The organism is Caballeronia sp. 11_S32 (genome assembly GCF_056930355.1).
This window is the reverse complement of the sequence record NZ_JBXOWH010000004.1, coordinates 792,178-816,347: the sequence shown is the minus strand read 5'-3', so window position 1 is coordinate 816,347 and position 24,170 is coordinate 792,178. Positions and strand designations below refer to the sequence as shown.

Below are 24,170 nucleotides of genomic sequence, written 5' to 3'. Positions count from 1 at the left end.
AAGGGGACGTGTCTATGTCAAGCGCTACTTATCTTGCCCCTGGCGTCTACGTGGAAGAAGTGCCTTCCGCGCAGCAGCCGATCGCGGGCGTGGGAACCAACGTGGTCGGTCTCATCGGCATCGTGCCGGCGACGATCTATCTTCCTGTGCCCAATCCCGACTACGATCCCGTCGCGGCGCGCGCGGCGCTCGAACTGGAAGCCATCAGCGCGAGGCGGGCGGCGCTCGATCCGGGCAAGCCGGAACATGCGGGCGAGATAGCGACGCTCGACGAAGAGCGCGAGCGGCGCATTGCGAGCCTGCGGGGCACCGCGCAGGAGTTGAAGACCAAGCTCGGACTCGCCCAAACCAGGCTGGCGTCCGCGAAAGCCGACCTGGACAAGGCCACGACCGAACGCGACGATGCGCAAAAGGCGCTGCAGCCGCTCGAAACCGAGTTCGAGTCCGCGTCCGCCGAAGACAAGCCGGCGAAGCAGACGGCGCTCGAAGCCGCGCGCACGACGCTGGCGAACAAGGAGACGGCGCTGCGCAAGATCACGTCGAAGCACGCCGCGGCGGACAACGACATCGCGCGGCTACAGCGCGAGCTCGATGAGACGTCGGCGCTGCTGCCCGCCGAGCCCGGCGCAGACGGCGCGGCGGCGAAGCCGGGCGAGGCCGCTGCCGCTCCGTCGACGCCCGCGGGCGGCACGGAAACGGCCGCCGTGTCCACTACACCGGCCGACAGCGATCCGCTCGCCAAGGAGCTGGCCTATTTCGACGCCGATGCGAAGCCCGACGACAGCGCGCTCGCGCCGTCGATCCTGCGCCCGTACATCCTGCAGGCGTTCACGCTGAAAGCCGACGCCTGCGACACCAAGCTCTGCACCAACTTCACCGAGTACACCGAGCGCTTCGGCACGTTCTCCGCCTATCGCGACGATCCCGTGCGCCCGCCCGCCGACCCGGATCATCCCGATGCGCCCGACAACCCCGACAAGTGGATCTTCCGTCCGTGCCATCCGGGCCATCATGCGCTCACGCACGCGGTCAACGGCTTCTTCAAGAACGGCGGGACCAAGGCATTCGTCGCGCGCATCGAGCGCATGGACCAGCTCGATCGCGTGCTGCAGAACTTCAGATCGATCGATGACATCGCGATCATCGCCGCGCCCGGTTTGCCAAGAGCGTCCGGCACGTGGGAAGCGCTGATGTCGCATGCCGAGAACCGCGAGAACTGCTTCGCAATCCTCGACACGCCCGAGGAAGTGGCCGACGACCGCGGCGATCTCGATATCGGCCAGCTCGAATACTCGGGCACCAACTCGATCCTGCCTCGCGTGTGCAAGAGCGCGGCGCTGTATTTCCCGCACATCGAAGTCAGCGATCCCGCGAAGGAACTGCAAGACACCGATCCGGGCCGCCGGGTCGCGGCGAAGTATCGCGGACGCACCTATGTGCCGCCGAGCGGGCATCTGGCCGGCATCTACGCGCTCACCGACACGCAGCGCGGCGTGCACAAGGCGCCGGCGAACATGGCGGTGCGCGGTGCGCTCGAGGTCAAGTACTACATCAGTAAGCCCTTGCAGGAAATGCTGAATCCGCACGGCGTCAACGCGATCCGCATCATGAGCAACACGGTCACCGTGTGGGGCGCGCGCACCATGGGCGGCGACAAGAACGGCGAGTGGAAGTACATCAACGTGCGGCGTCTGTTCCTGTTCCTGCAGAAGTCGATCGAGGAGGGGACGCAGTGGATCGTCTTCGAGCCGAACGACGAGGCGCTGTGGGGCAAGATCAGGCTCAACATCACGGCATTCCTGACCAACGTCTGGAGAACCGGCGCGCTGTTCGGCACGACGCCGGAGCAGGCGTTCTACGTCAAGTGCGACGCGGAGCTCAACCCGCCCGCCGTGCGCGATGTCGGTCAGGTGGTGACGGAGATCGGCGTGGCGATCGTGCGGCCGGCGGAGTTCGTGATCTTCCGCATCACGCAGTCGACCGGCATGATCAACGCGTGAGCCGCGCCATGAACGACCGAGCCTGCGACACGCCATGAGAGCCGCCCCGACATCCGCCGCGCTGGGCCGCCACGATGCCTATGGCGCGCCCGGACTGTATCTCGACTGGGTCCCGCAAGGGCTCGTCGGATCGAGGCGGCTCGCCTCGAGCGTGCCGGTGTTCGCCGGGTTCGTGAAGGCCGGATCGTTCGGCCCCGGCGAGCGGCACGCGCGGCAGTTCGACCGCTGGGAGCGCTTCGCGGCGGCGTATCGCGACGCCGCGCCCGGCGATCTTCTCGCCTGCGCCGTGCGCGGCTTTTTCGAGAATGGCGGCGAGCGCTGCGTCGTGCAGCCGGTGCAGACCAGCCTCGATGCCTACGCGGAAAAGCCCGACCGCGCGCATGCGCGCGAGCTCGCCGATATGCTCATCTCGCCGTTCTCGGAGTCGGGCGTGCTGCGCGATCTGGAATATGTGGATCTCGTCTGCATGCCCGATGCGCTCGCGCCGCAACTGCGCGCCTTTCCCGAGTATGTGTTCGATGTGCAGAGCCGGATCGTCGAGTACTGCGCGCGGCTGCGCGACCGCTTCGCGATTCTCGACACGATGCCGGCGCCGGCCGCGTCCACGGGCAGCGCGCAGGGCCAGCCGAATGGCGCGATGCGCGACGCAATCACGCAATGGCAGGCTTTGCCCGCCGATCACGGCGCGCTCTATTTTCCATGGGTGCGCGTGCGTTCGCCGCGCCCGAACGCCGATGCGCGCGAGACGGTGCTGGTGCCGCCGTGCGGGCATATCGCGGGCGTGTATGCGAGAAGCGACCGGCGCGCAGGCGTTCACAAGGCGCCGGCCAACGAACTGCTCGAAGGCGTGCTCGATCTCGACGTGCAGGTGAACGATCGCGACCAGGCCGATCTCAACGATGCGGGCGTCAACTGCCTGCGCGAATGGCCGGGGCGCGGATTGCGCGTATGGGGCGCGCGCACCCTGAGCGACCGGGCCGCCGCGCGTTACGTGAACGTGACGCGGCTCGTGCTCGCGGTCACGCGCGAGCTGGAGCGCAATCTGCGCGATCTCGTCTTCGAGCCGCACAACACGGCGCTCTGGGGCGCCGTCGAGGACCGCGTGCGCGGCTATCTGCGCGATCTGCATGCGAGCGGCGCGCTGAAGGGCCGCGATGCGTCGGAAGCGTACTTCGTCGAGTGCAATGCCGAAACCAATGCAGTGGAAGGGCGCGACGCCGGCATGCTGGTCGCGCAAATAGGCCTGGCGGCAAGCGCCCCAGCCGAATTCGTCATCGTTCGAATCACGCAGAGTGCAAACGGCGTGACCTTGGGCGGACCCGCGATGCACGCGTAAGGAGAGAAACACCATGGCAACCGGAGATCGCAGAGACCCTTTTCGAGGCTTCAAGTTCAGGGTGCAGCTGGACGGCATCCAGCGGGCGGGCTTTCGTGAAGCGTCGGGGCTCGATGCCGCCACCGATGCGATCGACTATCGGGAGGGCGACGACAAGACCGTGACGATACACAAGCTGCCGGGCCTCAAGAAGTTCTCGAACATCACGTTGAAGCGCGGCATCACGGACGATCTCGATCTCTGGAAATGGCGCAAGCAGGTCATGGACGGAAAGATCAAGGACGCGCGCAAGAACGGCTCGATCGTGCTGATGGATGACGAAGGCAACGATGTCGCGCAGTGGGATTTCGTCGCCGCATGGCCGACGAAGTGGACAGGCCCGACCTTCAACGCGACGGCGAACGAAGTCGCGATCGATACGCTCGAGCTCGTGCATGAAGGCCTGGATCGCACGAAATGAAGATCCAGACGGAGTTTCCCTTCACGCTGCCGCGCGGCTATATAGACGGCGAGGGCAACGTGCATCGCGAAGGCGTGATGCGCCTCGCGACCGCGAGCGACGAGATCGCGCCGATGAAGGATCCGCGCGTGCAGGTGAACCCCGGCTATCTCGCGGTGATCCTGCTGTCGCGCGTGGTGACCCGTCTCGGGGATCTGCCGCAGGTCAATCCGCGCGTGATCGAGGAACTGTTCGCCGCCGACTTCGCGCATCTGGAGGATCTGTACCGGCGCATCAACACGCAGGGACACAGCCGCCTTCATGTGGTGTGCCCCGGCTGCGAGAAGAAGTTCGAGGTGGAGGTCGAGACCTCGGGGGAGCAATAGGCTACCACCCGGAGCAGATCTTCGAGGAGGTAGCCTATCTTGCCTATCACTTCCATTGGCCTCATACGCAGCTGATGACGCTCGATCATCTCGAGCGCCGCCGCTGGGTCGAAGAGACAGCAAGGATCGTGGACCGGATCAACGACGCGCAGACCAACAGCCTGGAGTGAACCGATATGTCTCTCGACGTCCGTGGCGCGGATAGCCTGTATTCCGGCTTCCTTTATTCCGTCACGCTCAAGAATGCCCCCGAACCGGTGGCCGGCTTCAACGAAGTCTCCGGGCTCACCATCGAGACGGAAGTGGAGACGCTGCGCGAAGGCGGCATGAACGACCGCGAGCATCAGTTAGCTGGCGCGACGAAGTACCCGTCGCGGCTCGTGCTCAAGCGGGGCATCGGCGATCTCGCGCATCTGTGGAACTGGTACGCGGGGATACTCGGCGCCAGGATCGAGCGGCGGGACGTCACCATCACGATGCTGACGCGCGAGGGCAAGCCCGGCATCAAATGGGTGTTTCTGGATGCGTGCCCGGTCAAATGGACGGGGCCGGAGTTGCGCGCGAATACGTCGGCGGTCGCGTTCGAGTCCATCGAACTGGTTCATCGCGGCGTGGATCTGGGAGCCAGACGGTGAACGAAGCGGACACGGCCTCCCGGCTTGCCCTCGGCGATGCGATCTGGCAGCGCCATGCGGGCACGCCGCTCATTTCGAGTGCGCGCGAAGCGCATCGCGATGGGCTGGGCGCGACGGTTTTCGGCAGGCACAGCGATTTCGCCGAATCGATGATCCGGCGGCGCGGCGCGGGCCGCGGCACGTACTCGGGTGGCGCGAGCGGGCCGTTCGTGATCGCGAGAAGAATTGCCGATGAGCTGGAGCCGGCCGGCGATGGTCATGTGAGCAGCGGCGCGGCGGGGGACGCGGCGGTGGCAAGCGGTTCGCATGCCTCGGGCGTGCCGGTGGCCCGGACGGCGAGCCTGCGAAGGGCAGAGACCGGTCAGGCTTCGAACGCAAGCCGGGATATCGCGCTTCCGATGGTGTACGCGACGCCAGCGAACGAGCACCGGTCTATCGCGGCTTCGCCGTTGCACGCGATGCAAGCGAACGAGCGCCAGTCGCCGGGTGACGGCACCGCGCAGGCGGCATCGCAGGGCGCGGGCGGGGCGCATGATGCGCCGGTGCAGGCTGCCGCTGTTTCCGCGGCGCCGCTGGCCGTCGATGCTTCGCCAACGCGGCCGCTGTCTCCGGGCGATGTGGTCATGCGTGCGCCTATGGCATCTCATGCGGATGCACTTCGCGCGAATCCTTCCGCCGACAGCGAAAGTCATGCACCGATGTCTGCGCTAACGCGGACGCAACCCGCTGCCGAGCGGCGTCCGCGCGAGACGGCGGCGGCGCTGCCGGCGCTCGCGCCTGTCGCCCGCGCGCTGAACGCCGTGCACCGGAAGCACGAAGCGGTCGTGGCGCGCGATCCGGTACGGCAACTGGCATCGAAGGTGGATGAGGCTCGAAGTTTCGCATCGGCTGCCGCGACGGTTCCTGTCTCCGCGCACGCGGGAACGGAAGTCTTTAGTCATCCGCATCATGTGTCGAGGCAGAGCGCGGCGGAGGCTGTGCACGCGAGCGCTTCGGGTGAGGCGAGATCGACCATGGCGACGAGCGGCCCGGCCGATGCGCCGCCTGCACCGCTTGCTCCTTCGATGCCGGCGATATCGACACCTCATTCGCCCGCACCCGAGCGCGCCATCGAAGCATCGATGGGCCCCGCGGCGGAAGGCAGCACTGCGGAGAATGCGCCGAGGCCCGCCGAATCGCGCATGGCGGCTGCACGAACGCCCGTCGCGCCCGCGGTCCGCGCAACGGAAGGTCTACAGGAACGGCTGCGAGTGGCGCTGAGTCAGGTGCGGGTCAGCCGGTTTCCCGAAGCGACGGCTCCCGCGCGCGCGACCGCCGCGGCGGCATCATCGGACGATCGGACGCATGGGCGTGCATCGGCAGAGGCTTCTGGACAGACGCCCGCCGGCGATGCGGGCGGGTCCGCCGCGACTCGGTCATCGGCGGCGGTCGAGACACCGTCACGGACCGAGGCGTCCGTCGTCGCACCGGATGTCGTTCAGCAGCCGCTATCGATGGTCCCGTCGAGCACGGCTATGGGCGCGGACAGGCCGGGGGCGCGGTTTCGTGAGGCGTCGCCATCGATGCGGTCGGATGGCATCGCAAGCGCAAGCGGCCCGATCGCCCGAAGCGCTGATGCGCGGCGCATCGAAGCCATCGGGAATGCGGGTTCGGCTTCGCCGTTGCCTTCATCTGCGGCTTCGCCGCTGCCCGAACCGCTGATGGCACGACGCCCGCTTGCCGCCGCGATGCGCTCCGTCGCGTCCGGTGCAAGGCTTTCCGCGCCGCAAGCGATGCGCTCCGTCGCGTCCGGCGCAACGCTTTCCGCTCCGCAAGCGATGCGCTCGATCGCGTCCGTGGCAGCGCTTCCCGCGCCGCAGGCGATGCGCTCTGTCGCGTCCAGTGCAACGCTTTCCGCGCCGCAGGCGATGCGCTCGATCGCGTCCGTGGCAGCGCTTCCTGTTTCGCAAGGCGCGCCACACGCCGATCTACCGCTGCAATCCGCACCTGTCCCCACACCTGCCGTGCGCGGTGCAGCCGCGAGCGCATCCGCTTCCATGAAGCCGTTGATCGCGAGCCGGGCGCGCTCGACCGCCACGCAGCCCGACGCGCTGCGCTTCCCCGCCTTTGGCGAATCGCAACACGCGTCGGGAGAACACACTCCCACGCCGCAGCGCGATGTCGCGGGCATGACGGAGCAGGTCCGCGAGACACCGTGGGACTCATCGGCACCCGCGATGCCGGCACTACGAAACGCGATGGGCGACACCGTGACGGCGCGGCAAACCTTGCCCGAAGCCGTCCCGCCCGCGCCCGCGACCTCGACCGCGACACTCGGCGGAGCCGCATCGCCGGATGCAGCGCGAACCCTGAGTGAACTGCCCTTCGTGTCCCAAAGAAGCAGCGACGGCGCGCACATGACGCCTTCGCGCCAGGCACCCGGAAGCGACGGCGTGAGCATGACGCCTTCGCGCGAGACACGCGCAAGCACGACCGCGATCGAAACCGCCACCGCACGTGCAGATGTGCAGCGCTTCGCCATGACCCATTCGACGACCTCGCACGAAGCCGCATATCGCGACGTGACGCGTCCTCCGATGCCGCAAGCGCACCCGGACCTGAACGAGCCACGTCGTTCGTTCGTGAGCGGGACGATGTCGCAAGCCGCGCCCGGCGCATCGACCTTCGCGACGACGTCGAGGGCGCTTTCCATCGGCGCGTCACCGTGGCAATCGACGCAAAGCGGCGCCACAAATACCCCGGCAACGCCGCTTCGGCACAGCCCGCAAACCGACATCCATTCGGCGCCCGCACGTCAAATTTCGCGCGCACCCGCGGTTCTGCCACTTCAACGCGCCGTCCAGCCGGTCCACGCGACTTCCGCCGCCGCGTCCGCGCCCGCATCGACCGACGCCGTCGCCGAGTCCTACGGCGTCGTGCCGCTGTCCTTGCAGGCCGAGCCGAACGCGGCAGAAGCGCCGCCCACGCCCGCGAAGCCAAACACGCGCCCCGGCGCAAACGCGGTATCGCCCGATACAAAAGGCGCCGATGCAACCGCGCCCGGCGCCGCCGAACTCGCCGATCAGGCGTGGCAGATCATCATGGACAGGCTCGCCATCGAACGCGAGCGTCGCGGGGGTGCGCCATGGCCCTAGACAAACTCACGATCGTGGTCGAAGCCGACGCGGGCAAGCTGCAATTCAACCAGCGCGACGACGCTCATTACATTCCGGCGATGTTCAACCCGAAGAGCCTCGGCGTGAACCGCTCGGTGCAATGGGAAAGCGCGAAAGCAGCCAAGCGCGACAGCCCCGAGCTGCAATACACGACCGCCAGCCCCGCCACGCTGACCATCGACCTGTTCTTCGATACCTACGACCGCGCGGACGCGAACAAGCCGAGCGTGTACGTCCATACGAAGAAGCTCGCCGATCTCACCCTCGTGCGCGGCGACAAGCATCGGCCGCCTGTGTGCCAGCTCTTCTGGGGCAAGCAGGGCATGATCTTTCAGGGCGTGCTGCAGCAGATCGACCAGAGCTACACGATGTTCCTGGAGAACGGCGTGCCGGTCCGGGCCACGGCTAAATGCACGTTCCTGCAATGGCGCGCGAACGCGACCGACATGAAAAAGCAGAACCTGATGTCCGCCGACGTAGCCAAGCTCTGGACCGTGCGGCGCGGCCAGACGCTCGCCAGCATCGCAGCCGACGAGTATCTCGATCCGGCGAACTGGCGTGACATCGCGTCGGCGAACGGCATCGACGATCCACTCGCGCTCGGCCCCGGCACGACCTTGCTGCTGCCGGCGCTGCCTGCCGGAAGGCCCGCGTCCGGCGGCCACCGCAAGAGGGAGGAGCCGTGAACGCGCGCAGTGACTTCGATACCCTCGCGCCCGAGTTCTCGCTGCGCGTCAACGGCTCGCCCTTGCCGACCGAGGCCGCGGCGGATCTCATCGATGTCGTCGTCCTCGAGGATGTCGACGCAATGAGCATGTTCACGTTCTCGCTCACCTGCTACGACTCGGCGGAGATGAAGGTGAAATGGGTCGACGACGCGCTCTTTCGCGAAGGCAATCCGGTGGAGATCGAGATCGGCTATCGCGACAACAAGCGCACCGTCTTCAGCGGCGAAATCACCGGCCTCGAGCCGACTTTCCTCGAAGGCAGCCCGCCGACGCTCACCGTGCGCGGCTACGACCGCCGTCACCGGCTCGCGCGCGAGCGCAAGACGCGCTCCTACACCAATGTGAAGGACAGCGACATCGCAAGCCGGCTCGCGGCGGCGGCGGGCCTCAAGCCCCAGGCCGACGACACGAAGGTCACGCTGCCGTACCTGCTGCAGCACAACCAGACGGACCTGGAGTTCCTGCTCTCCCGCGCGCGGCGCATCGACCATGAAATCGTCGTCGATGACCGCACGCTGATTTTCCGGCCGCGCAGGATCGATCGCGATGCGGCCCTCACGCTGCGCCGCGAGATCGAGCTGCTGGACTTCCGCCCGCGCATGACGACGATGGGCCAGGTCGAGGAACTGCTCGTGAAGGGCTGGAATGCGAAGGACAAGAAGGAGATCGTCGGCCGCGCGGGCACGTCGGATGTGAAGAGCCTGATGGCGGGCAAGGCGTCGGGCGCATCGAGCGTGAGTCGTCTCTTCGGCAAGTCGGGCAGCGCGAGCGTGGTCTCCGCGGTGCAGAGCCAGGACGACGCCGACGCGGTGGCGCGGCAACGCTTCGGCGAAATGGCGCTCGGCTACATCCGCTGCGACGGGCAGTGCATCGGCGAACCCAAGTTGCGCGCGGGCGTCGTCGTGAAGATCGAAGGGGTCGGCGAGCGCTTCAGCGGCCTCTATTACGTCACGTCGGCCGAGCAGCGCTTTTCCCCGAAAAAAGGCTACCGCACGCGCTTCGCCGCGAGGAGGAACGCGACATGATGCACGACGAACTGCTGCGCAGCCTGCTTGCGCGCACCGATGGCGACGGCCGCTACTTCGGCGTGGTGGTCGGGATCGTGACGAACAACCACGACCCCGACGACATGCACCGGGTCAAGGTGCGCTTTCCGTGGCTCAACCTGGACGACGAAAGCAACTGGGCGCGTGTCGCCAGCGCGATGGCGGGCAACGGGCGCGGGGCCTACTTCCTGCCGGAAGTGGACGACGAAGTGCTCGTCGCGTTCGAGCATGGCAGCGTCGAGCATCCATATGTGATCGGCGCGCTATGGAACGGCAAGGACTCGGCGCCGGAATCCAACGCCGACGGCAACAACGACAACCGCGCATTCCATTCGCGCAGCGGGCACGTGATCCGCATGTCGGACAAGGCCGGCAGCGAGAAGATCGAGATCATCGACAAGACGGGGCATAACCGCGTCGTCATCAGCGCGTCGGACAACTCGATTTCGATCGAAGCGCAGGGCGACATCGCGATCCGCTCGCAGACCGGCAAGGTGACGATAGAAGCGGTCGGCGTGGAGATCAATTCGAAGGCCGGGGTCAAGGTGAGCGCGAACACGACCATCGACGCGACCGCCACCGCGACGATGAATCTGAAGGGCGCGTTGATCAACCTGAACTAGCGCGCCGCGAACAAGGGAGCCGATGATGCCTCTGGAAGTGCTCGGAGTCGGTTGGGACTTTCCGGTCGGGCTCGCCGCCGACGCGGACGGCGAGTCGCGCATCTCGATCGCGCGCTACGAAGCGTGCGTGAAGCATTCGATTCTGATCATTCTCTCGACGGCGAAGGGCGAGCGCGTGATGCGCCCGGATTTCGGCTGCGGCCTGCACGATCTCGTCTTCGCCGTGAACGGCAGCGCGACGCAGGGCATGGCGGCGTTCCATGTGCGCGAGGCGCTGGAGCAGTGGGAGCCGCGTATCGACGTGCTGAACACGGAGGCCTACGCAGCGGGCGATCTCGACGAGCAGTTGCTGATCGAGATCGACTACCGCGTGCGTCTCACCGACAGCCGGTTCAATCTCGTCTATCCGTTCTATCTCGACAGGCCGCTCGCGTGACACCGTACAACGCCCCCCTCGTTCGGCTGCAGCGCCTGAGCGCCTCGCGAATCGGCGCGGCGCTGGCGCGGGCGCTCGAACCGGAGGCGGATCCCGCCGTTGGCGAGCGGGTGCGCGATCCGTTGCGTGAAGCGCTCGGACAGGTCTTCGCGCATTACTGCGACATCCTGACCGATCGTCTCAACCGCGCGCCCGATGCGCATCTGTTCGCTTTCGCGCAACTGCTCGGCGCGGCGTCCGAGCCCGCCGTGCCGGCACGCGCGCCGCTCGTCTTCAAGGCCGCGCGCGCGGCCGCGAACGCGCCGGTGCCGGTGGTGCCGCGCTACACCGAGGTCGCGGCGCCGCCCGCGCCGGGCAAAACCGAGGCGGTCGTGTACCAGACCGAGGCGGATCTCGACGTGTTGCGCGCCGATCTCACGCGCGTCGTCGCCGTCGATACGGCGCGTTGCGTCGTCGCTCAGGCGGGCGGCATGATCGCCGAAGCGGGGCTGCCGCCCGGCGTCACGCCCTTCACGCACGCGGTGCCGCTCGTCCGGGCGATGCATATCGGCCATCCGTCGCTGTGGGCGCAGAGCGATCTCATCGGCTTATCGTTGCAGGCGGATATCGCGCATGCGGGTGCGCGCGAGCCGGGCACGCAGCTCAGCTGGGGCCTCACCACGGATCGCGGATTCGTCCCGCTCACGCCCGTGCTCGACACGACCGACGGCCTCGCGCAAAGCGGCGAAGTGCGCTTCGGCGCGCCGCCCGAAGGCGTGAAGATCGAGCCGGCCGCGCTGCGCGGCGCGACCAACTGCTGGCTGACGTGCCGCATCGTGCCTGCCGCCGCGGCATCCGGGCCGCAATCGCCGACGCAAACGCCAGCCGCGCCCGAAGGATCATCGCCCGTCACCATCACGGCGCTGCGCCTGTTCGCGGACCGCGCGCTCGAGGCTGCGCCCGTCGACGCGGCGCTGTTCGGCCGCATGCCGCTCGATGCGACCCGCGACTTCTATCCGTTCGGCGAGCGCCCGCGCTTCGGCGATGTGTTCTATCTCGCGTCCGGCGGGTTCGCGATCGCGAGCGCGCACGCCTTGCTCGCGATCGAGTTGACCAATCCCGCGGGCGCCGCGCCCGATGCCTCGCCGATCCCGCCGGTGAGCCGCGCGGGCGATCCGCGCGTTCAATGGGAGATGCACACTCGCACCGGCTGGCGTCCGCTGCCGGTCGACGACAAGACGCACGCGCTGACCCGCGACGGCGCCGTCAGTTTCGCGATTCCCGCCGACGTCGCGCCGACCTCGATCGGCGGCGTGACGGGCAACTGGCTGCGCGTGCGCCTGGTGTCGGGCAGCTACGTTGCGCAACCCCGCGCGACGGACGCCGTCATCACCCCGGGCGATGCGCCGCCGTCGATCGCGCGCATCCGCGTGTCGGTGTCGCTGCATATCGGACCGGTTCTGCCGGAGCGCGTCGTGATCGAGGACGGGCTGGAAGCGCGCCATGTCATCGTCCCCGCGCTGCCGCCGTTTCCCGCGTTCAGCCTGTTCGATCCCTACGACACAAAAGGCCGCGCGCTTTATCTGGGACTCGCCGCCGATCCGGCGCAACTCGCCGGGCACACGCTGAACGTCTATGTCGCGCCCGCGGCGAGCGATGCCCGGCCGGTCTGCCGCGCCGACGACCCCACGGCCGTGCTGCGCTGGCAGGTGCGCGGGGTGGCCGGCTGGCGCGATTGCACGGCGGCCGACCGCACGGGCGGGCTGAAACATGCGGGCATCGTGAGCGTGACGATCGGCGACGACGTGGCGCGTTGGAGCAGCACCGCGCTGGAGGCGAGCCCCGCGCTCGTCTGGCTGCGCGTCATGCTGGCGGCATCCGCGGACATGCGGCGCGAGGCCGGCGCGCTCGCGCCTCTGCCGGACCCGGACGCGCTGGCGGCGGCGAGGGCATCGGTGCGACGGGCCGCGTCCGCGCCGTGCGACGACAGCGCGATGCTCGCCGTGCGGCTCCTTGCGCTCAACGCGGTGAGCGCCATCCAGGCGATCCGGCTCGAACATGAGCTGCTCGGATCGAGCAACGGCCGGCCGGCGCAGTCGTTCCGGCTCGCGCGCAGCCCGGTGCTGGGCGAGCTTTTGCTCGACGTGCGCGAAGGCCAGGAGGGCGACGCGCGCGACTGGGTGCGCTGGACGTGCATCGGCGACTTCACGGACGCGAGCCACGACGCGCGGGTGTTCACGCTCGACCGCGCGAGCGGCACGGTGCGTTTCGGCGACGGCCGGAAAGGGCGCATCCCGCCCGCGGGCGGCAACGGCCTGCGCGCGAGCTATAGCGCGGGCGGCGGGGCGCGCGGCAACCGGCCGGCGGCGGCCATCGCGCAGTTGCGCACGACGATTCCGTATATCCAGTCGGCCGCCAACTGCGACGCCGCGACGGGCGGCCAGGATGCCGTCGACGACACATGGCTGCGCGGCGCGGCGCTCGCCCGCATCCGCCATCGCGACCGCGCCGTGTGCGCCGAGGACTATGCCGATCTCGCGCGCCGCGCATCGCCGCAAGTGGCGCGCGCCTTGTGCCGGGGCGCCCGGGATCTTTCGAAGGCGGGCGACGCGGCTCAGCCCGCGCAGGGCGTCGTGAGCGTGCTGATCGTGCCGGACAGCGCCGAGCCGCAACCGCAGCCCGCGCGCGCGCTGCTCGAACGCGTGAGGACGTATCTGCTCGCGCGCTGCGCGGCTGGCGTCGATGTGATCGTGCTCGGTCCCGCGTATCTGCGCGCGAGTGTCGAAGCGCAGATCGTGGCGGCATCCGATGCATCGCCGGTGCGCGTCGCCGCGGCGTGCGAGGCGCGCGTGAACGCGTTCCTGCATCCGGTCACGGGCAACGCGCGCGGCGAGGGCTGGGCGTTCGGCGAAGTCCCGCACGCGTCCGACCTGCTCGCGGCGCTCTGCACGGTGCAGGGCATCGATCACGTGCGCGGACTGCGCATCTTCTTCGATGCCCGCGAGCCGGGCCTGCGCGAGCGCGGCGACTTTCTCGTCTGCGCGGGCGACCACATGATTCGAGCGAGCGGACGATGATGCAGACCCCTCATCTCGATGACCGCGACTTCGACGACCTGGTTCGCGAAGGCCTGGCACTGTTGCCGATCTACGCGCCGGAGTGGACCGATCACAATCCGTCGGACCCGGGCGTCACGCTGATCGAGCTGCTCGCCTATTTCGCGGACATCCTGCTCTATCGCATCGGACGCGTCACGCCTGCCGCGAAGCTGCAGTTCCTGCGCCTGCTCAAGGGCTCGCGCGACTACGACTTCAGCCAGCGCTTCGCCGATGCCGAGGGCCAGCCGTCGCGCACCGTCGATCCGATGGACGAACTCGCGCGCGAGATCCGCGACGCCGTGCGCGAGCTTTCTCATCTGCAATGCGCGGTGACGCCGGACGATTTCGAGCGGCATGCGCTCGCGGTGATCGGCCGGGAACTGCCGGGCCGGCGCGCGTACGCGCACTGCATTGCGAACGCCGATCTGAGCGCCGGGCACCTGCGCGCGTCACGAACCGATGCGCGCGGCCACGTGAGCCTGCTGATCGCGCTGCCCGAGGACGTGCCGCCGCATGAAGCCGCGCGCGTGCGCGACGCCGTGCGCGCCGACCTGCTGCCGCGCTGTCTGCTCACAACGCGCCTGCATGTGCTCGCGCCGCCTGCCATGCGGGCGCGCATCGGTTTTGCGCTCGCGCTGCTGCCGGGGGCGTCGCGCGAGCGCGTCCTCGATGAGATCCGCGCGGCCTTGCGCCGCCGCTATGCGCTCTTCGGCGCGGACGACCACACCGGCATGAACGCCGATGCCGATGCAGGCCGGATCTTCGGCCAGCCCTTGAACCTGTCGGAAGTCGCCGCGCTCATCGACGACGTGGACGGCGTCGACTACGTGGAGGACGTGATCGTGCGCGCGGTCGGCGGCGAGCCGGACGGCGCGGGCGCGGAGCTCGGCGTGCAGATCGGCGCGACATCGACCGTGGGCATCGACGCGCGGCTCGGCGGCCCGCACGACACAGGCGAGGAGCGGCTCGAACGCGACAGCGCGGGCGCGCTTTCGTCGGTGATGCTGCGGCCATGGGAAGTGCTGGTGCTCGACGTGATGCCCGACGCGGTGCGCGTGATCGACCGACCGGCGCTCGTCCTGCGCGGCGATCCCGGCAATGGCGCGGCAAGCGCGGACAGCAGCGGAGACATCGATCGTGACTGAGCCCGCCGACCGCATGATGGCGGCGCTGCCCGCCATATACCGCGCCACCGACGAGAAGGGGCAGTTGCGCGCGCTGCTGCGCGCCTTCGAGTCGATGCTGCTGCACAGCGGCGATGCCGCGGCGCCCGCCATCGCCGAAGACATCGACATCATTCCGGAGACGTTCGCGCCGCTCGGCGTCGCGCAGTCGGGCGAACTCGCCACGCCGAACGGTCTGTATCGCATCCAGGCGCACGAGCGGGGCGCGGCGCCCGAGCGCTTCCTCGCGTGGCTCGCGCAGTGGGTCGCGTTCAGTCCGTACGCGCTCTTTCCGCCGCAACGGCTGCGCGAGATCATCGCCGGCATCGTGCCGCTCTATGGCAGCCGGGGCACGCGCGGCTATCTCGCGAAGCTGCTCGCGCTCTGTTTCGACGAAGTGATCGAGTCCGAGATCGAGATCGAGGAGGAACCGCTGCACGGGTTCCTGATCGGGCGTGCGCGACTCGGAACGGACACCGTGCTGGCCGCCGATGAGCCTTTCCGCTTCCGCGTGGCGCTCGTTGTGCGCGAGCGCGGGGCGGCCGTGTCGGGCGAATCGTGGGAAGCATTCGAGAAGCGTGTGCGCGTGATCGTCGATTTTGCCCGGCCGGCGCATACCGAGTACGAGTTGGTGCTACGAAGAGGCACGAGTCATGCACAAGAAACTGCTCATCAATAAGAAGCCGGCGTATTACCGCGGCCAGTTGCTGCTCGAGGACGATTTCATCGCGGAGCAGCGTTATCACGCGAACGCGCGTTACCGGCACTCGCTGAACCTGCACGGCTGGGGCGTCGTGCGCGGGCTCGAGGTGCGGCACGCGGGCACGAACGAGATCGTCGTGAGCCCCGGCTTCGCGATCGACGGACGTGGCCACGAAATCGAGCTCCTGCAGGAAGAGAAGCTCGAAGTGCCATCGAACTCGGCGAACTCGACGCTCATGGCGAGCCTCGTCTACGACGAGGACGATTCGCCCGCCGCCGACAGCGAGCGCCGCACGCGCAAGTGTTATGCGGTGCTGTCGCTCACGGTGGGCGTGCCGGAAGCGGCGGTCGTGCTCGCGAGCGTCGAGCTGGACGAGCACAGCCACGTCACGGCGCACGGCATCAAGACGACCAACCGCCGCAATCTGAAAACGCCGCTGTCGCCGGGCTGCGTCACGGCGCGCGCGCTCGATCCGCACTTGCGCACGGGCTGGCTCAGGATGCCGTTCCGGCCGACCGCCTGGCCCTCCGACGAGAAGGATGCGCCGCCGCCGTTTCGCGTCGGCCCGACCGAAGCGCGCTCGCATCGCGAGATCAAGAACGAGCCGAACACGCAAGGCGCGGGCGGAACGATGGCGATCTCGCTCGCGCCCGGCGTCACGCGCGTATTGAAGTTGCGCGTTGCCGGCGCGGAGAACGACGGGCGGCTGAAGGTCGAGCTGTATATCGGCGGCTGGGACGCGGAGCACAAGCGGCATATCGCGGACGTCGTGCTGGCGGAGGAAGTGAAGGGCGGACCCTTCGACGAGATCTGGGACGTCTCCAAAGGCGACATTCATCTGGAGTCGTCGACGCTCTCCATCGCGATTCGCGCCGATGGCTACGCGCGGGTATCGCTCGTCGCCGTCGAAGTGACCTGCGATCCGGCGCTCCTGCAGATCGCGCCGGCGCTCGGCTGAAGCGGGGAATGCGATGCCCAGGACACATCGCCCGGCCGTCGAGGCCTTCGCCGGCTCGCTCGATCATCTGCTCGCGGAGCTTGAGCGGATCGATCTGCTGATCCGTTCGCGGGTCGCCGCTTTCCGCGCGTGCCAGTCCGGCGACGAGCAGTTTCGCGGGCTCTATGTCTCCGAGCAGCAGGTCGATGCGCTGTTGGCCGCGCCGCTCGGCAAGCCCGCGTGGCTCGCCGCCGACGCCCTCGACACGGCCGATGCCATGGCGGGGCGCCTGGCGGAACTCGCGCGCCGCAATGCGGAGCGCACGCGGCTCACGCTGGAAGCGGGCACGGATCTGCGGCTCGAACGGCTCGCGCGCCTCTTCGGACTGGACGAGACCGATGCCGATATCCTGCTCGTCTGTCTCGCGGTCGAACTGGACACGCGCTACGAGAAGCTCTACGCGTATCTTCAGGACGATGTGACGCGCACGCGCCCGAGCATCGATCTCGTCCTTGCGCTGCTCGTGCACGATCCGCTCCAGCGCATCGCAGCGCGCGAGCGCTTCGCCGCCGATGCACCGCTGCGCGCGGCGCACATGCTCGACCTGTTCGACGACCCCGCGCGCGTCTGTACGCCGTTCATCGGCAAGGCGCTCAAGGCGGACGCGCGGATCGCCGCTTTCTTGCTCGGCTCCGGCCGGCCGGATGCGCGGGTCGCGCCGTATGTGGAACTGCACGAGGACGGCCCCGGCATCGATGCGCTCCTGCTCGACGATGACACGCGGCGCGGTCTCGTCGGCCTCGCGCGCGCCAACGACGCCACGAATGTACCGCCGCTCGTCATGCATCTACAGGGGCCGCGGGGCTCGGGGCGGCGCGCCGTCGCGCGCGGACTGTGCCACGAACGGCGGCAGCCGCTCCTCATCGTCGATCTCGAACGTCTCGTCGCCGATGCCGGATCGGAACTGGCAAGCTCGCCGCACTTCGAACTCATCGATCGCGAAGCGCGGCTCGCGGGCGCGGCGCTCTGCTGGCGCGGCTTCGACACGCTGCTCGCCGCCGGCCGCGAGAGCGACCTGCGCGCGTGCCTGCGCGTCGTGAAGCGCGCGCGCGGGATGTCGTTTCTCGCCGGCGAATCGCCGTGGTTCGAGAGCGGCGCGCTCGGCGACGCGCGCTTCATCAACGTGCGGCTGCAACGGCCTTCGGTGCCGGCGCGCATCCATCTCTGGCAAAAGGCGGCTGCGGAGCAAAAAGTGGATGCCGCGCAACTGGATATCGTCGGCATCGCGACGAAGTTCAGGTTCACGCCCGGCCAGATCGTCGAGTCGATGCATACGGCCGCGAGCCTCTCCGCATGGCGCGATCCGAAGCACGCGCGGATCGCGTCGCCGGACCTCTACGACGCCTGCCGCGCGCATTCGAACCGCACGCTCTCGACACTCGCCCAAAAAATCACGCCGCGTTTCGGCTGGAACGATATCGTCCTGCCCGCGGACCGCATCAGGCAGTTGCGCGAGATCTGCAATCACATCAAGTATCGCAATCGGGTGTTCAACGACTGGGGCTTCGACGCGAAGCTGGCATCGAGCAAGGGACTGTCGTTCCTGTTCGCCGGCCCGTCGGGCACCGGCAAGACCATGGCGGCGGGGATCATCGCGGCGGAGCTGGGCCTCGACCTTTACAAGATCGACTTGTCGCTCGTGATCAGCAAGTTCATCGGCGAGACCGAGAAGAATCTCGCGAAGATCTTCGATGAAGCGGAGACCGCGAATTCCATCCTCTTCTTCGACGAAGCGGATTCCCTGTTCGGCAAGCGCAGCGAGGTCAAGGACTCGCACGACCGCTACGCGAACATCGAGGTGGGGTATCTGCTTCAGCGCATCGAGGATTACGAGGGCATCGCGATCCTCGCCACCAACTTTCGCCGGAACATGGACGAAGCATTCGTCAGGCGCCTGCAGTTCACCGTCGATTTTCCGCTGCCGGGCGAAGCCGACCGGTATCGCATGTGGACCGGCATCCTGCCCGAGAGCACGCCGCGCGATCCCGCGCTCGATCTCGCGATGATGGCGAAGCGCTACACGCTCACGGGCGGCAACATCCGCAATGTGGCGCTCGCCGCGGCCTTCCTCGCCGCAGACGACAGCGACATGATCCGCATGACGCATCTGATCGCGGCCACGCAGCGCGAGTATCAGAAGATGGGCAAGCTCGTCGGCGAGCGCGACTTCGAAGCGGACGCATCGTCGTGAACGCCGCCGCGACGGCGCTCACGAATGGCGATATCAGGTGATCGCGCTGCCGCCCGCGACATCCGCGCCGAGCGCATTGCTCGCCAGTTCGTACGCGTTGTCGCGGCCTTGCTCGCCCGCATGCGCCGGATTGATCTTCGCGGTGATCTCGTGGAATTTGCCCTGATCCGCGAGCTCGTTGCAGCCGTGCGACTGCCAGAACCAGGCGGCGGCGAGGGCGGCCGTGTCGGCGTCGTCGCGCACGCTGTCCGGGTTCGACACCAGATCGATGCCGATGCCCCGGCCGACCGCGGCGAAGTTGTCCTTGAAGGTCAGCTGGATCAGGCCCGAGCCGCGATAACGCCAGCCGTCGCCGCTCGATGCCGGCCCGTTGCCGCCCCTGTTCTGATAAACGAGGTTGGCGATCTGCTGCTGCCGGTCCGGCGGCACGCAGCTCTCGCCGGGCTGACGGCCCAGCGCATTGCATTGCGCCTGCGACAGCGACGAGAACACGGCGTCGAGCCGGGCGGCCGCATAGTTGAACTTCTCCGAGACGGGCGGCAGCGGAAAGCCGCCGCTCTCATAGCCGATCTGCGCGAGAAAGGCCGCCTGCCGCGCGGGCGTGTTGATCTGAAACCGGTCCATCGCGGTGGTGACCGGTCCGAGCCAGAACGCGGCGCTCGCTTGAGGCGCACCGGTTGCAGCCATGAACGTTGCTTGATCCATCGAATATCTCCACGTCGAATCTCGTCGGGAACAGGTGGCCTGGCGCATGGCGCGAGCCGTGCCCGAAAATGAAATGCCGCCGGGAATGTTGTTCGAAGGGAGCGCTGTTTTGCGGGGCGGGTGTGAAGGCCGGCATGAAGCTTCGGGATTGCCGCGAATGCCGGCCTGAATACTGTTGTAGCACGCAATCGACGAGGGTTTTAGTTCGGATGCCGATGTATGAGCGCTGCATCACACTGGACATCGAAGCACCGGCACGCCGCTGCGGTGCCCGGTCACTCGCCGGTCTTGCCGCGCTCATCCGGCTTTGTCTGCAGGACCGGGCTGCCGCCTTGCTGAACGGTGTGCGCGAGTTCATGCGCAAGGAGGTGCTGGCCTGCCGCACTGTGCGGATCGTACTGGCCTTGATTGAAGTGGATGTCGCCGCCCGTGGTGTAGGCGCGCGCGTTGATTGCCTTGGCCGCCTCGACCGACTGCGATCCGGTATGAATACGCACGCCGCCGAGATCCGCGTTGAGCGCGTCGCCGAATTTCCTTTGCAGCTTCGCGGGCAATGGTTCGCTCGCCGAGTTCGATGCGGCATGCACCGCATGCTCCGCATCGGGATGAAGGTTCGCGTCGGACTCGCCTGACGGCGCGCGGTCGATGCTCCGCTGATGTTCATCGCCGGTCAGGGATGGCGATGCCATGCCGGGCTCGGGCGCGGTCATCACACGATCGGCGAAGTGTTCCGCCTCCCGCTCGTGGGCGTCCCCCGGCTGGCTCACTTCGAGCCTGGTCTGAATGACGTCCTGGACACGGCGGTTGCCCACCATGCGCTGCATCTGCAGCAGCGTGCTCGCGGGATCGCGCCAGGGTTTGGATGGCGACCTCGCGACCGCATCGCAGAGCGCGCAGCGTTGCGCGACCGCGGGCGCCATCGCCGCCGCCTTTTCCTTGTCCTTCTCTTCCTCCGTCATTTCCGGCTGGCGCGACAAGCGTGTGCCCGAACTGCCGTTGTCCGTTGCGTGTTCGCGTTGGTACGTCACGATGATCCTCCGTCGATTGCCGGACTTGCGCCAGCCAGTCCAGGTTGCCCAGGGCCTTCGCGGCCCCCGACGATTCCAGAAAAGGTCACGGCGCCTCCCTTGTCAAGCTTCCCAGCGCCGTTTGACCGAATAGGAAGGACGTATGGCGCGCGTGCCCGGACAGCATGACCGGGCGTCGTGGAATCGCGCGGATTCGATGTCTAACTTGAAAGCATTCCTGACGGTATGTCATTACGAACGCATTCGATTTATTTTGGCGTGCGAAGTCGATGGCTTGTCGGATTCATCGCAATCACGCGACCGAGAATGCGCTTCATGGGCAGCGCCGCCGTGCTGCGGGGAGCGCTTACATGCACCGGAGCGCGCGCCGGGGTTCATCGGAACCTGCCCGCGACCGCGATACAGCCAGCACGATGAGCGATACCGTTACGACTCGCAGCCGTGTCCCGTCCGCCGCCGACGAGCAGCGGCTGCGCCGCAGTTCGGAGGACGTGAAGCGCTCCACGGAGAGCGAGGGCATTGGCATGGCGCCGCTCTCGTTGTCTGAGCGCCGCGGCGTCGACGCGCTTCTCGGGCCGCATGCGCCGGGACGCGGTCTTGCCGCATCCCTGCATACGCTCGTCCGGCGCGTGCAGCACACGGAGGGCAATCGCGCGACGCAACGCATGTTGCAGCGGGCTGCATCGCCGCCGGTCGCAGCGGACGAGGCGGACAAAGACGACAGCGGAGCGCCCGAGCGCACGGTGCTGATGCGCAACCCCGACGGCGGCGCGCCGCCCGCGAACGGTGCGCCGGGCGGCGATCCGAAAGACGCGGGCGCGCCGCCGAACGCCGCCGATGTCAACTACGTCACGCTCGAGAAGAAGCGCCTCGCGCGCTCCGCCGAACAGCAGCGGCGCGACATGGAGCAGCTCGTCGCGGAGAAAGGCCGCTCCGGTCCGCGCGATTTCCTCGACGACTACGAGCTCGCCTACGACCGCGCGAAGCCCTATGCGGGCGTGCCGGACAACCAGTCGGAACTCGGGCACGCACGCGAGGCGCTCGACACGCTCCAGGGCGTCGTCAAGCAGCTGGAAACCGACATCGACACATTCGTCGCTCAGTTCGAGTCCGATGGACGCATCGTGCTCGCCGATACGCTGACCGACTCCGAGACGCGCGCAAAGGCCGAAGGCATCAAGTACGGCCTGACCGAGAAACAGATCGAAGAAACGACGGTGACCGAGACGGGCGACACGGTGACCTCGACCACGACGTCCTATGACTTCCGCGATCCCAAATCGACGGCGGTCGTGGGTGTCGCCGAGGCGGCCAAACAGCTCTTGCAGATCCGCAGCACGAAGATCGAGCCGATTAAAAAGAGGCTCGCCGACTTCAACGCCAGCCGCATGAGGTCGGCCGCGCCGGGCGGTGGCTACGTGCCGCCGAAAACGCCCGAACACCTCGCGGCGGACAAAGAGCTCGCCGAAGCGGAGCGCGGCTACGACGTGGTCGCGAACGACCTGGCGCAGCGCTTCCCGATCATCGGCTCGTTCTCCGGCAACAAGGACGACCTGAGCGGCCTGCAAAAGCTCGCCACCGGCGGCACGCACGAGGCGTCGCAACTGATCGGCGTGCAGATTGCCGATACGCTCGGCAAGATCAGGCGCGTGCGCGACGCAAACAAGCCAGGCGGCGATGCCAACCCGTACGAGATCCCGAAGGTCGTCGCGCTCACCAAGGGTCGGCAGGGCATTGCCGAAGGCAACTGGAAGAACAGGATCGTCGATGATCACATCGCCGCGCTCCACAGCGATTCCGCGATCATCGGCATCGCGATCGGGCTGCTGCAGCTCGCGCTCGTGCTGCTCGCGCCCGCGACGGGCGGCGCGTCGCTGATCGCGGCCGCCGGCCTGAGCACGGCGGTCGCCGTCGAACACGCGAAGACCTACATGCTCGAAGAAGCGATGGCGGGCACCGATGTCGACAAGGCGCGCGCGCTGTCGCAGGACGAGCCGTCGCTGTTCTGGCTCGCGGTCGATATCGTCGCGGCGGTCGCCGACGTCGGCGCGGGCGCGGGGGCGGCGGCGAAGCTGATCGAAACCTGGCGGACGGCGTCGGGCGCGGTGCGCGCGGTCGAGGCGGCGAAGACCGCCGAGGAACTCGCGACCGCGCGCAAGGCCATGTCCGAGGCGCTCGAGCACGAGCCGGAACTGCTGGCGCGGATCAGCAAGAGCATCGACGAGAACGGGCGGCTCGCGAAGGTGTCGGACGAGGTCAAGGCCGTCGATACCGCGATGCAGAAGGCCGCCGAGGCCGAGGTGAAAGCCGGAGCGCAGGCCGGCAACGTGCACGTCACCAACAACGGGCGCGTGTTCAGCTGCAACTCGCCATGCACCGAGATGCGCGCCAAGTACGCCGAGCTGCTCGCGAGCGACGAGGGCAAAGGGCTGATGAGCGATCTGACAAAGCTCGAGGAGGATTCCGCGAAAGCCGTCAGCGAAGGCAAGAAGGGCACCGAACTGAAGCCGCTCGCCGAGCGCGCCAAAACGCTCGAAGAAGCCCTTGCCGATGCGCTCGTCAAGACCCGTGCGAAGAAGATCGCCAGCTGGATCGACACGATCAAGGATACTTATCCGGTGCTCAAGGAGCATCCGCTCGGCCTCGACGCGATCGAGCGCATCGTGAAGAAGGGCAATCCCGAGCACATCAAGGGCCAGTTGCTCGAAGAACTGATGGGATCGAAGGTGCAACAGATGATCCACGCAGAGGGCAAGGGTCTCGAGGCGCTCGCGGGCGGGCGGCCGGTGGAGAAGCTCGAATTCGTCGCCGGCCACCGCGTCACCGATGTCAACGGGCGCCAGTTCACCGACGGCATGCTGATCATGCGCGATGGAGAGAAGGTCGAGGTCGTCGCGATCTTCGAGGCCAAGGCCGGCAGGGCGTCGTCGCGCGGACTCGCGGGCGAATACACGCCGCTCAAGCAGGACGGCACTTACAAGTCCCTCGCGGAACTCGGCGCAAACCGGAAGATCAAGGAACTGACCGACGCTGAACTGGCCTTGATCGAAGGGCGCAGGGAGGCGATCACCGAGTTCAGGCGGGCCAATCCGGCGAAGTGCAAGGGCATGAGCATCGAGCAGATCGATGTCGCTCCCGAGCTGCAGGCCGACATCGCGAAGGTGATGGACAGGATGGTCAAGACCGAGGCCGGACAGGCGGTCAAGGACATCGAGCGGCTCGTGTCTGTCGGCTTCAAGATAGATGGCGCGCCGGCCGGGCTCGCAAAGGGCGGACTCGGGTCGACGAAGGTCGTCGGCGTGATGCCCGACGACGTCAGCGCAACGCGGCTGCAGAACAAGATCGCCGGTCAGCCGGCCCAGCCGGCCGCGAACGGCAAACCGGCGGTGCCGGCCAAGCCGGGCCAGGGTGTCGACTTCACGACCACGTCCGTCGGCATCGAGGCGAAGGATCTCAACGACCTCGCCAAACAGATCGCCGAACGCATCGCGGCGCCGGCTTTATGAGGCTTGGCGTCGTCAC

At 67.8% G+C, this 24,170-nt stretch carries 19 protein-coding genes; 17 read left to right on the top strand and 2 right to left on the bottom strand.

The features are described from left to right. Positions 1 to 14 precede the first annotated feature (14 nt). From AC1Z32_RS29855 to AC1Z32_RS29780, 16 genes are read left to right on the top strand one after another with little or no spacing between them, the layout of a single operon-like run. Positions 15 to 2,000 (top strand): phage tail sheath family protein, encoded by a 1,986-nt coding sequence (locus tag AC1Z32_RS29855; protein WP_483482435.1) that lies wholly within the window; start codon positions 15 to 17, stop codon positions 1,998 to 2,000. 34 nt (positions 2,001 to 2,034) lie between these two features. Then, positions 2,035 to 3,336: a phage tail sheath family protein gene (locus AC1Z32_RS29850; RefSeq protein ID WP_483482434.1), complete on the top strand. Its 1,302-nt coding sequence runs from the start codon at positions 2,035 to 2,037 to the stop codon at positions 3,334 to 3,336. A gap of 13 nt (positions 3,337 to 3,349) precedes the next feature. Further along, positions 3,350 to 3,796, top strand: coding sequence for a phage tail protein (locus AC1Z32_RS29845; protein ID WP_483482433.1), 447 nt, complete (start codon positions 3,350 to 3,352; stop codon positions 3,794 to 3,796). Then, positions 3,793 to 4,161, top strand: coding sequence for a phage tail assembly protein (locus tag AC1Z32_RS29840; protein ID WP_483482432.1), 369 nt, complete (start codon positions 3,793 to 3,795; stop codon positions 4,159 to 4,161). Before AC1Z32_RS29845 ends, AC1Z32_RS29840 begins: the two co-directional genes overlap by 4 nt. Then, complete coding sequence (locus AC1Z32_RS29835) at positions 4,104 to 4,331, top strand: DUF6760 family protein (RefSeq protein ID WP_483482431.1); 228 nt, start codon at positions 4,104 to 4,106, stop codon at positions 4,329 to 4,331. Before AC1Z32_RS29840 ends, AC1Z32_RS29835 begins: the two co-directional genes overlap by 58 nt. A 6-nt stretch (positions 4,332 to 4,337) precedes the next feature. Then, a complete protein-coding gene (locus AC1Z32_RS29830; RefSeq protein ID WP_483482430.1) occupies positions 4,338 to 4,796 on the top strand; it encodes a phage tail protein in 459 nt (152 codons plus the stop codon). Next, positions 4,793 to 7,930 (top strand): hypothetical protein, encoded by a 3,138-nt coding sequence (locus AC1Z32_RS29825; RefSeq protein ID WP_483482429.1) that lies wholly within the window; start codon positions 4,793 to 4,795, stop codon positions 7,928 to 7,930. Before AC1Z32_RS29830 ends, AC1Z32_RS29825 begins: the two co-directional genes overlap by 4 nt. Further along, positions 7,921 to 8,637: a CIS tube protein gene (locus AC1Z32_RS29820; RefSeq protein WP_483482428.1), complete on the top strand. Its 717-nt coding sequence runs from the start codon at positions 7,921 to 7,923 to the stop codon at positions 8,635 to 8,637. Before AC1Z32_RS29825 ends, AC1Z32_RS29820 begins: the two co-directional genes overlap by 10 nt. Further along, entirely contained in the window at positions 8,634 to 9,704 is a 1,071-nt protein-coding gene (locus AC1Z32_RS29815) for a phage late control D family protein (RefSeq protein ID WP_483482427.1), read from the top strand. Before AC1Z32_RS29820 ends, AC1Z32_RS29815 begins: the two co-directional genes overlap by 4 nt. Further along, positions 9,701 to 10,348 (top strand): phage baseplate assembly protein V, encoded by a 648-nt coding sequence (locus AC1Z32_RS29810; protein WP_483482426.1) that lies wholly within the window; start codon positions 9,701 to 9,703, stop codon positions 10,346 to 10,348. Before AC1Z32_RS29815 ends, AC1Z32_RS29810 begins: the two co-directional genes overlap by 4 nt. 22 nt (positions 10,349 to 10,370) lie before the next feature. Beyond that, complete coding sequence (locus tag AC1Z32_RS29805) at positions 10,371 to 10,784, top strand: GPW/gp25 family protein (RefSeq protein ID WP_483482425.1); 414 nt, start codon at positions 10,371 to 10,373, stop codon at positions 10,782 to 10,784. Then, a complete protein-coding gene (locus AC1Z32_RS29800) occupies positions 10,781 to 13,840 on the top strand; it encodes a putative baseplate assembly protein (protein ID WP_483482424.1) in 3,060 nt (1,019 codons plus the stop codon). The genes AC1Z32_RS29805 and AC1Z32_RS29800 overlap by 4 nt, the downstream gene beginning before the upstream one ends. Further along, a complete protein-coding gene (locus AC1Z32_RS29795; protein WP_483482423.1) occupies positions 13,837 to 15,006 on the top strand; it encodes a hypothetical protein in 1,170 nt (389 codons plus the stop codon). The genes AC1Z32_RS29800 and AC1Z32_RS29795 overlap by 4 nt, the downstream gene beginning before the upstream one ends. Further along, complete coding sequence (locus AC1Z32_RS29790; RefSeq protein ID WP_483482422.1) at positions 14,999 to 15,703, top strand: hypothetical protein; 705 nt, start codon at positions 14,999 to 15,001, stop codon at positions 15,701 to 15,703. Before AC1Z32_RS29795 ends, AC1Z32_RS29790 begins: the two co-directional genes overlap by 8 nt. Beyond that, the gene (locus AC1Z32_RS29785) at positions 15,678 to 16,685 is read left to right on the top strand and encodes a hypothetical protein (RefSeq protein WP_483482421.1); all 1,008 of its coding nucleotides are present in this window, start codon (positions 15,678 to 15,680) and stop codon (positions 16,683 to 16,685) included. The genes AC1Z32_RS29790 and AC1Z32_RS29785 overlap by 26 nt, the downstream gene beginning before the upstream one ends. Before the next feature lie 13 nt (positions 16,686 to 16,698). Beyond that, positions 16,699 to 18,915, top strand: coding sequence for an ATP-binding protein (locus AC1Z32_RS29780; RefSeq protein ID WP_483482420.1), 2,217 nt, complete (start codon positions 16,699 to 16,701; stop codon positions 18,913 to 18,915). Positions 18,916 to 18,948: 33 nt separating this feature from the next. Here the strand turns inward: AC1Z32_RS29780 and AC1Z32_RS29775 are convergent, their stop codons facing one another. Both AC1Z32_RS29775 and AC1Z32_RS29770 read right to left on the bottom strand, forming a co-directional pair. Continuing rightward, complete coding sequence (locus tag AC1Z32_RS29775; protein ID WP_483482419.1) at positions 18,949 to 19,620, bottom strand: glycoside hydrolase family 19 protein; 672 nt, start codon at positions 19,618 to 19,620, stop codon at positions 18,949 to 18,951. Positions 19,621 to 19,895: 275 nt separating this feature from the next. Beyond that, on the bottom strand, positions 19,896 to 20,648 hold the full coding sequence (locus AC1Z32_RS29770; protein WP_483482418.1) for an eCIS core domain-containing protein: 753 nt from the start codon (positions 20,646 to 20,648) through the stop codon (positions 19,896 to 19,898). Between the two features lie 413 nt (positions 20,649 to 21,061). Between AC1Z32_RS29770 and AC1Z32_RS29765 the strand changes: the two genes are divergently transcribed. Beyond that, entirely contained in the window at positions 21,062 to 24,154 is a 3,093-nt protein-coding gene (locus AC1Z32_RS29765) for a hypothetical protein (RefSeq protein ID WP_483482417.1), read from the top strand. Positions 24,155 to 24,170: the final 16 nt, after the last annotated feature.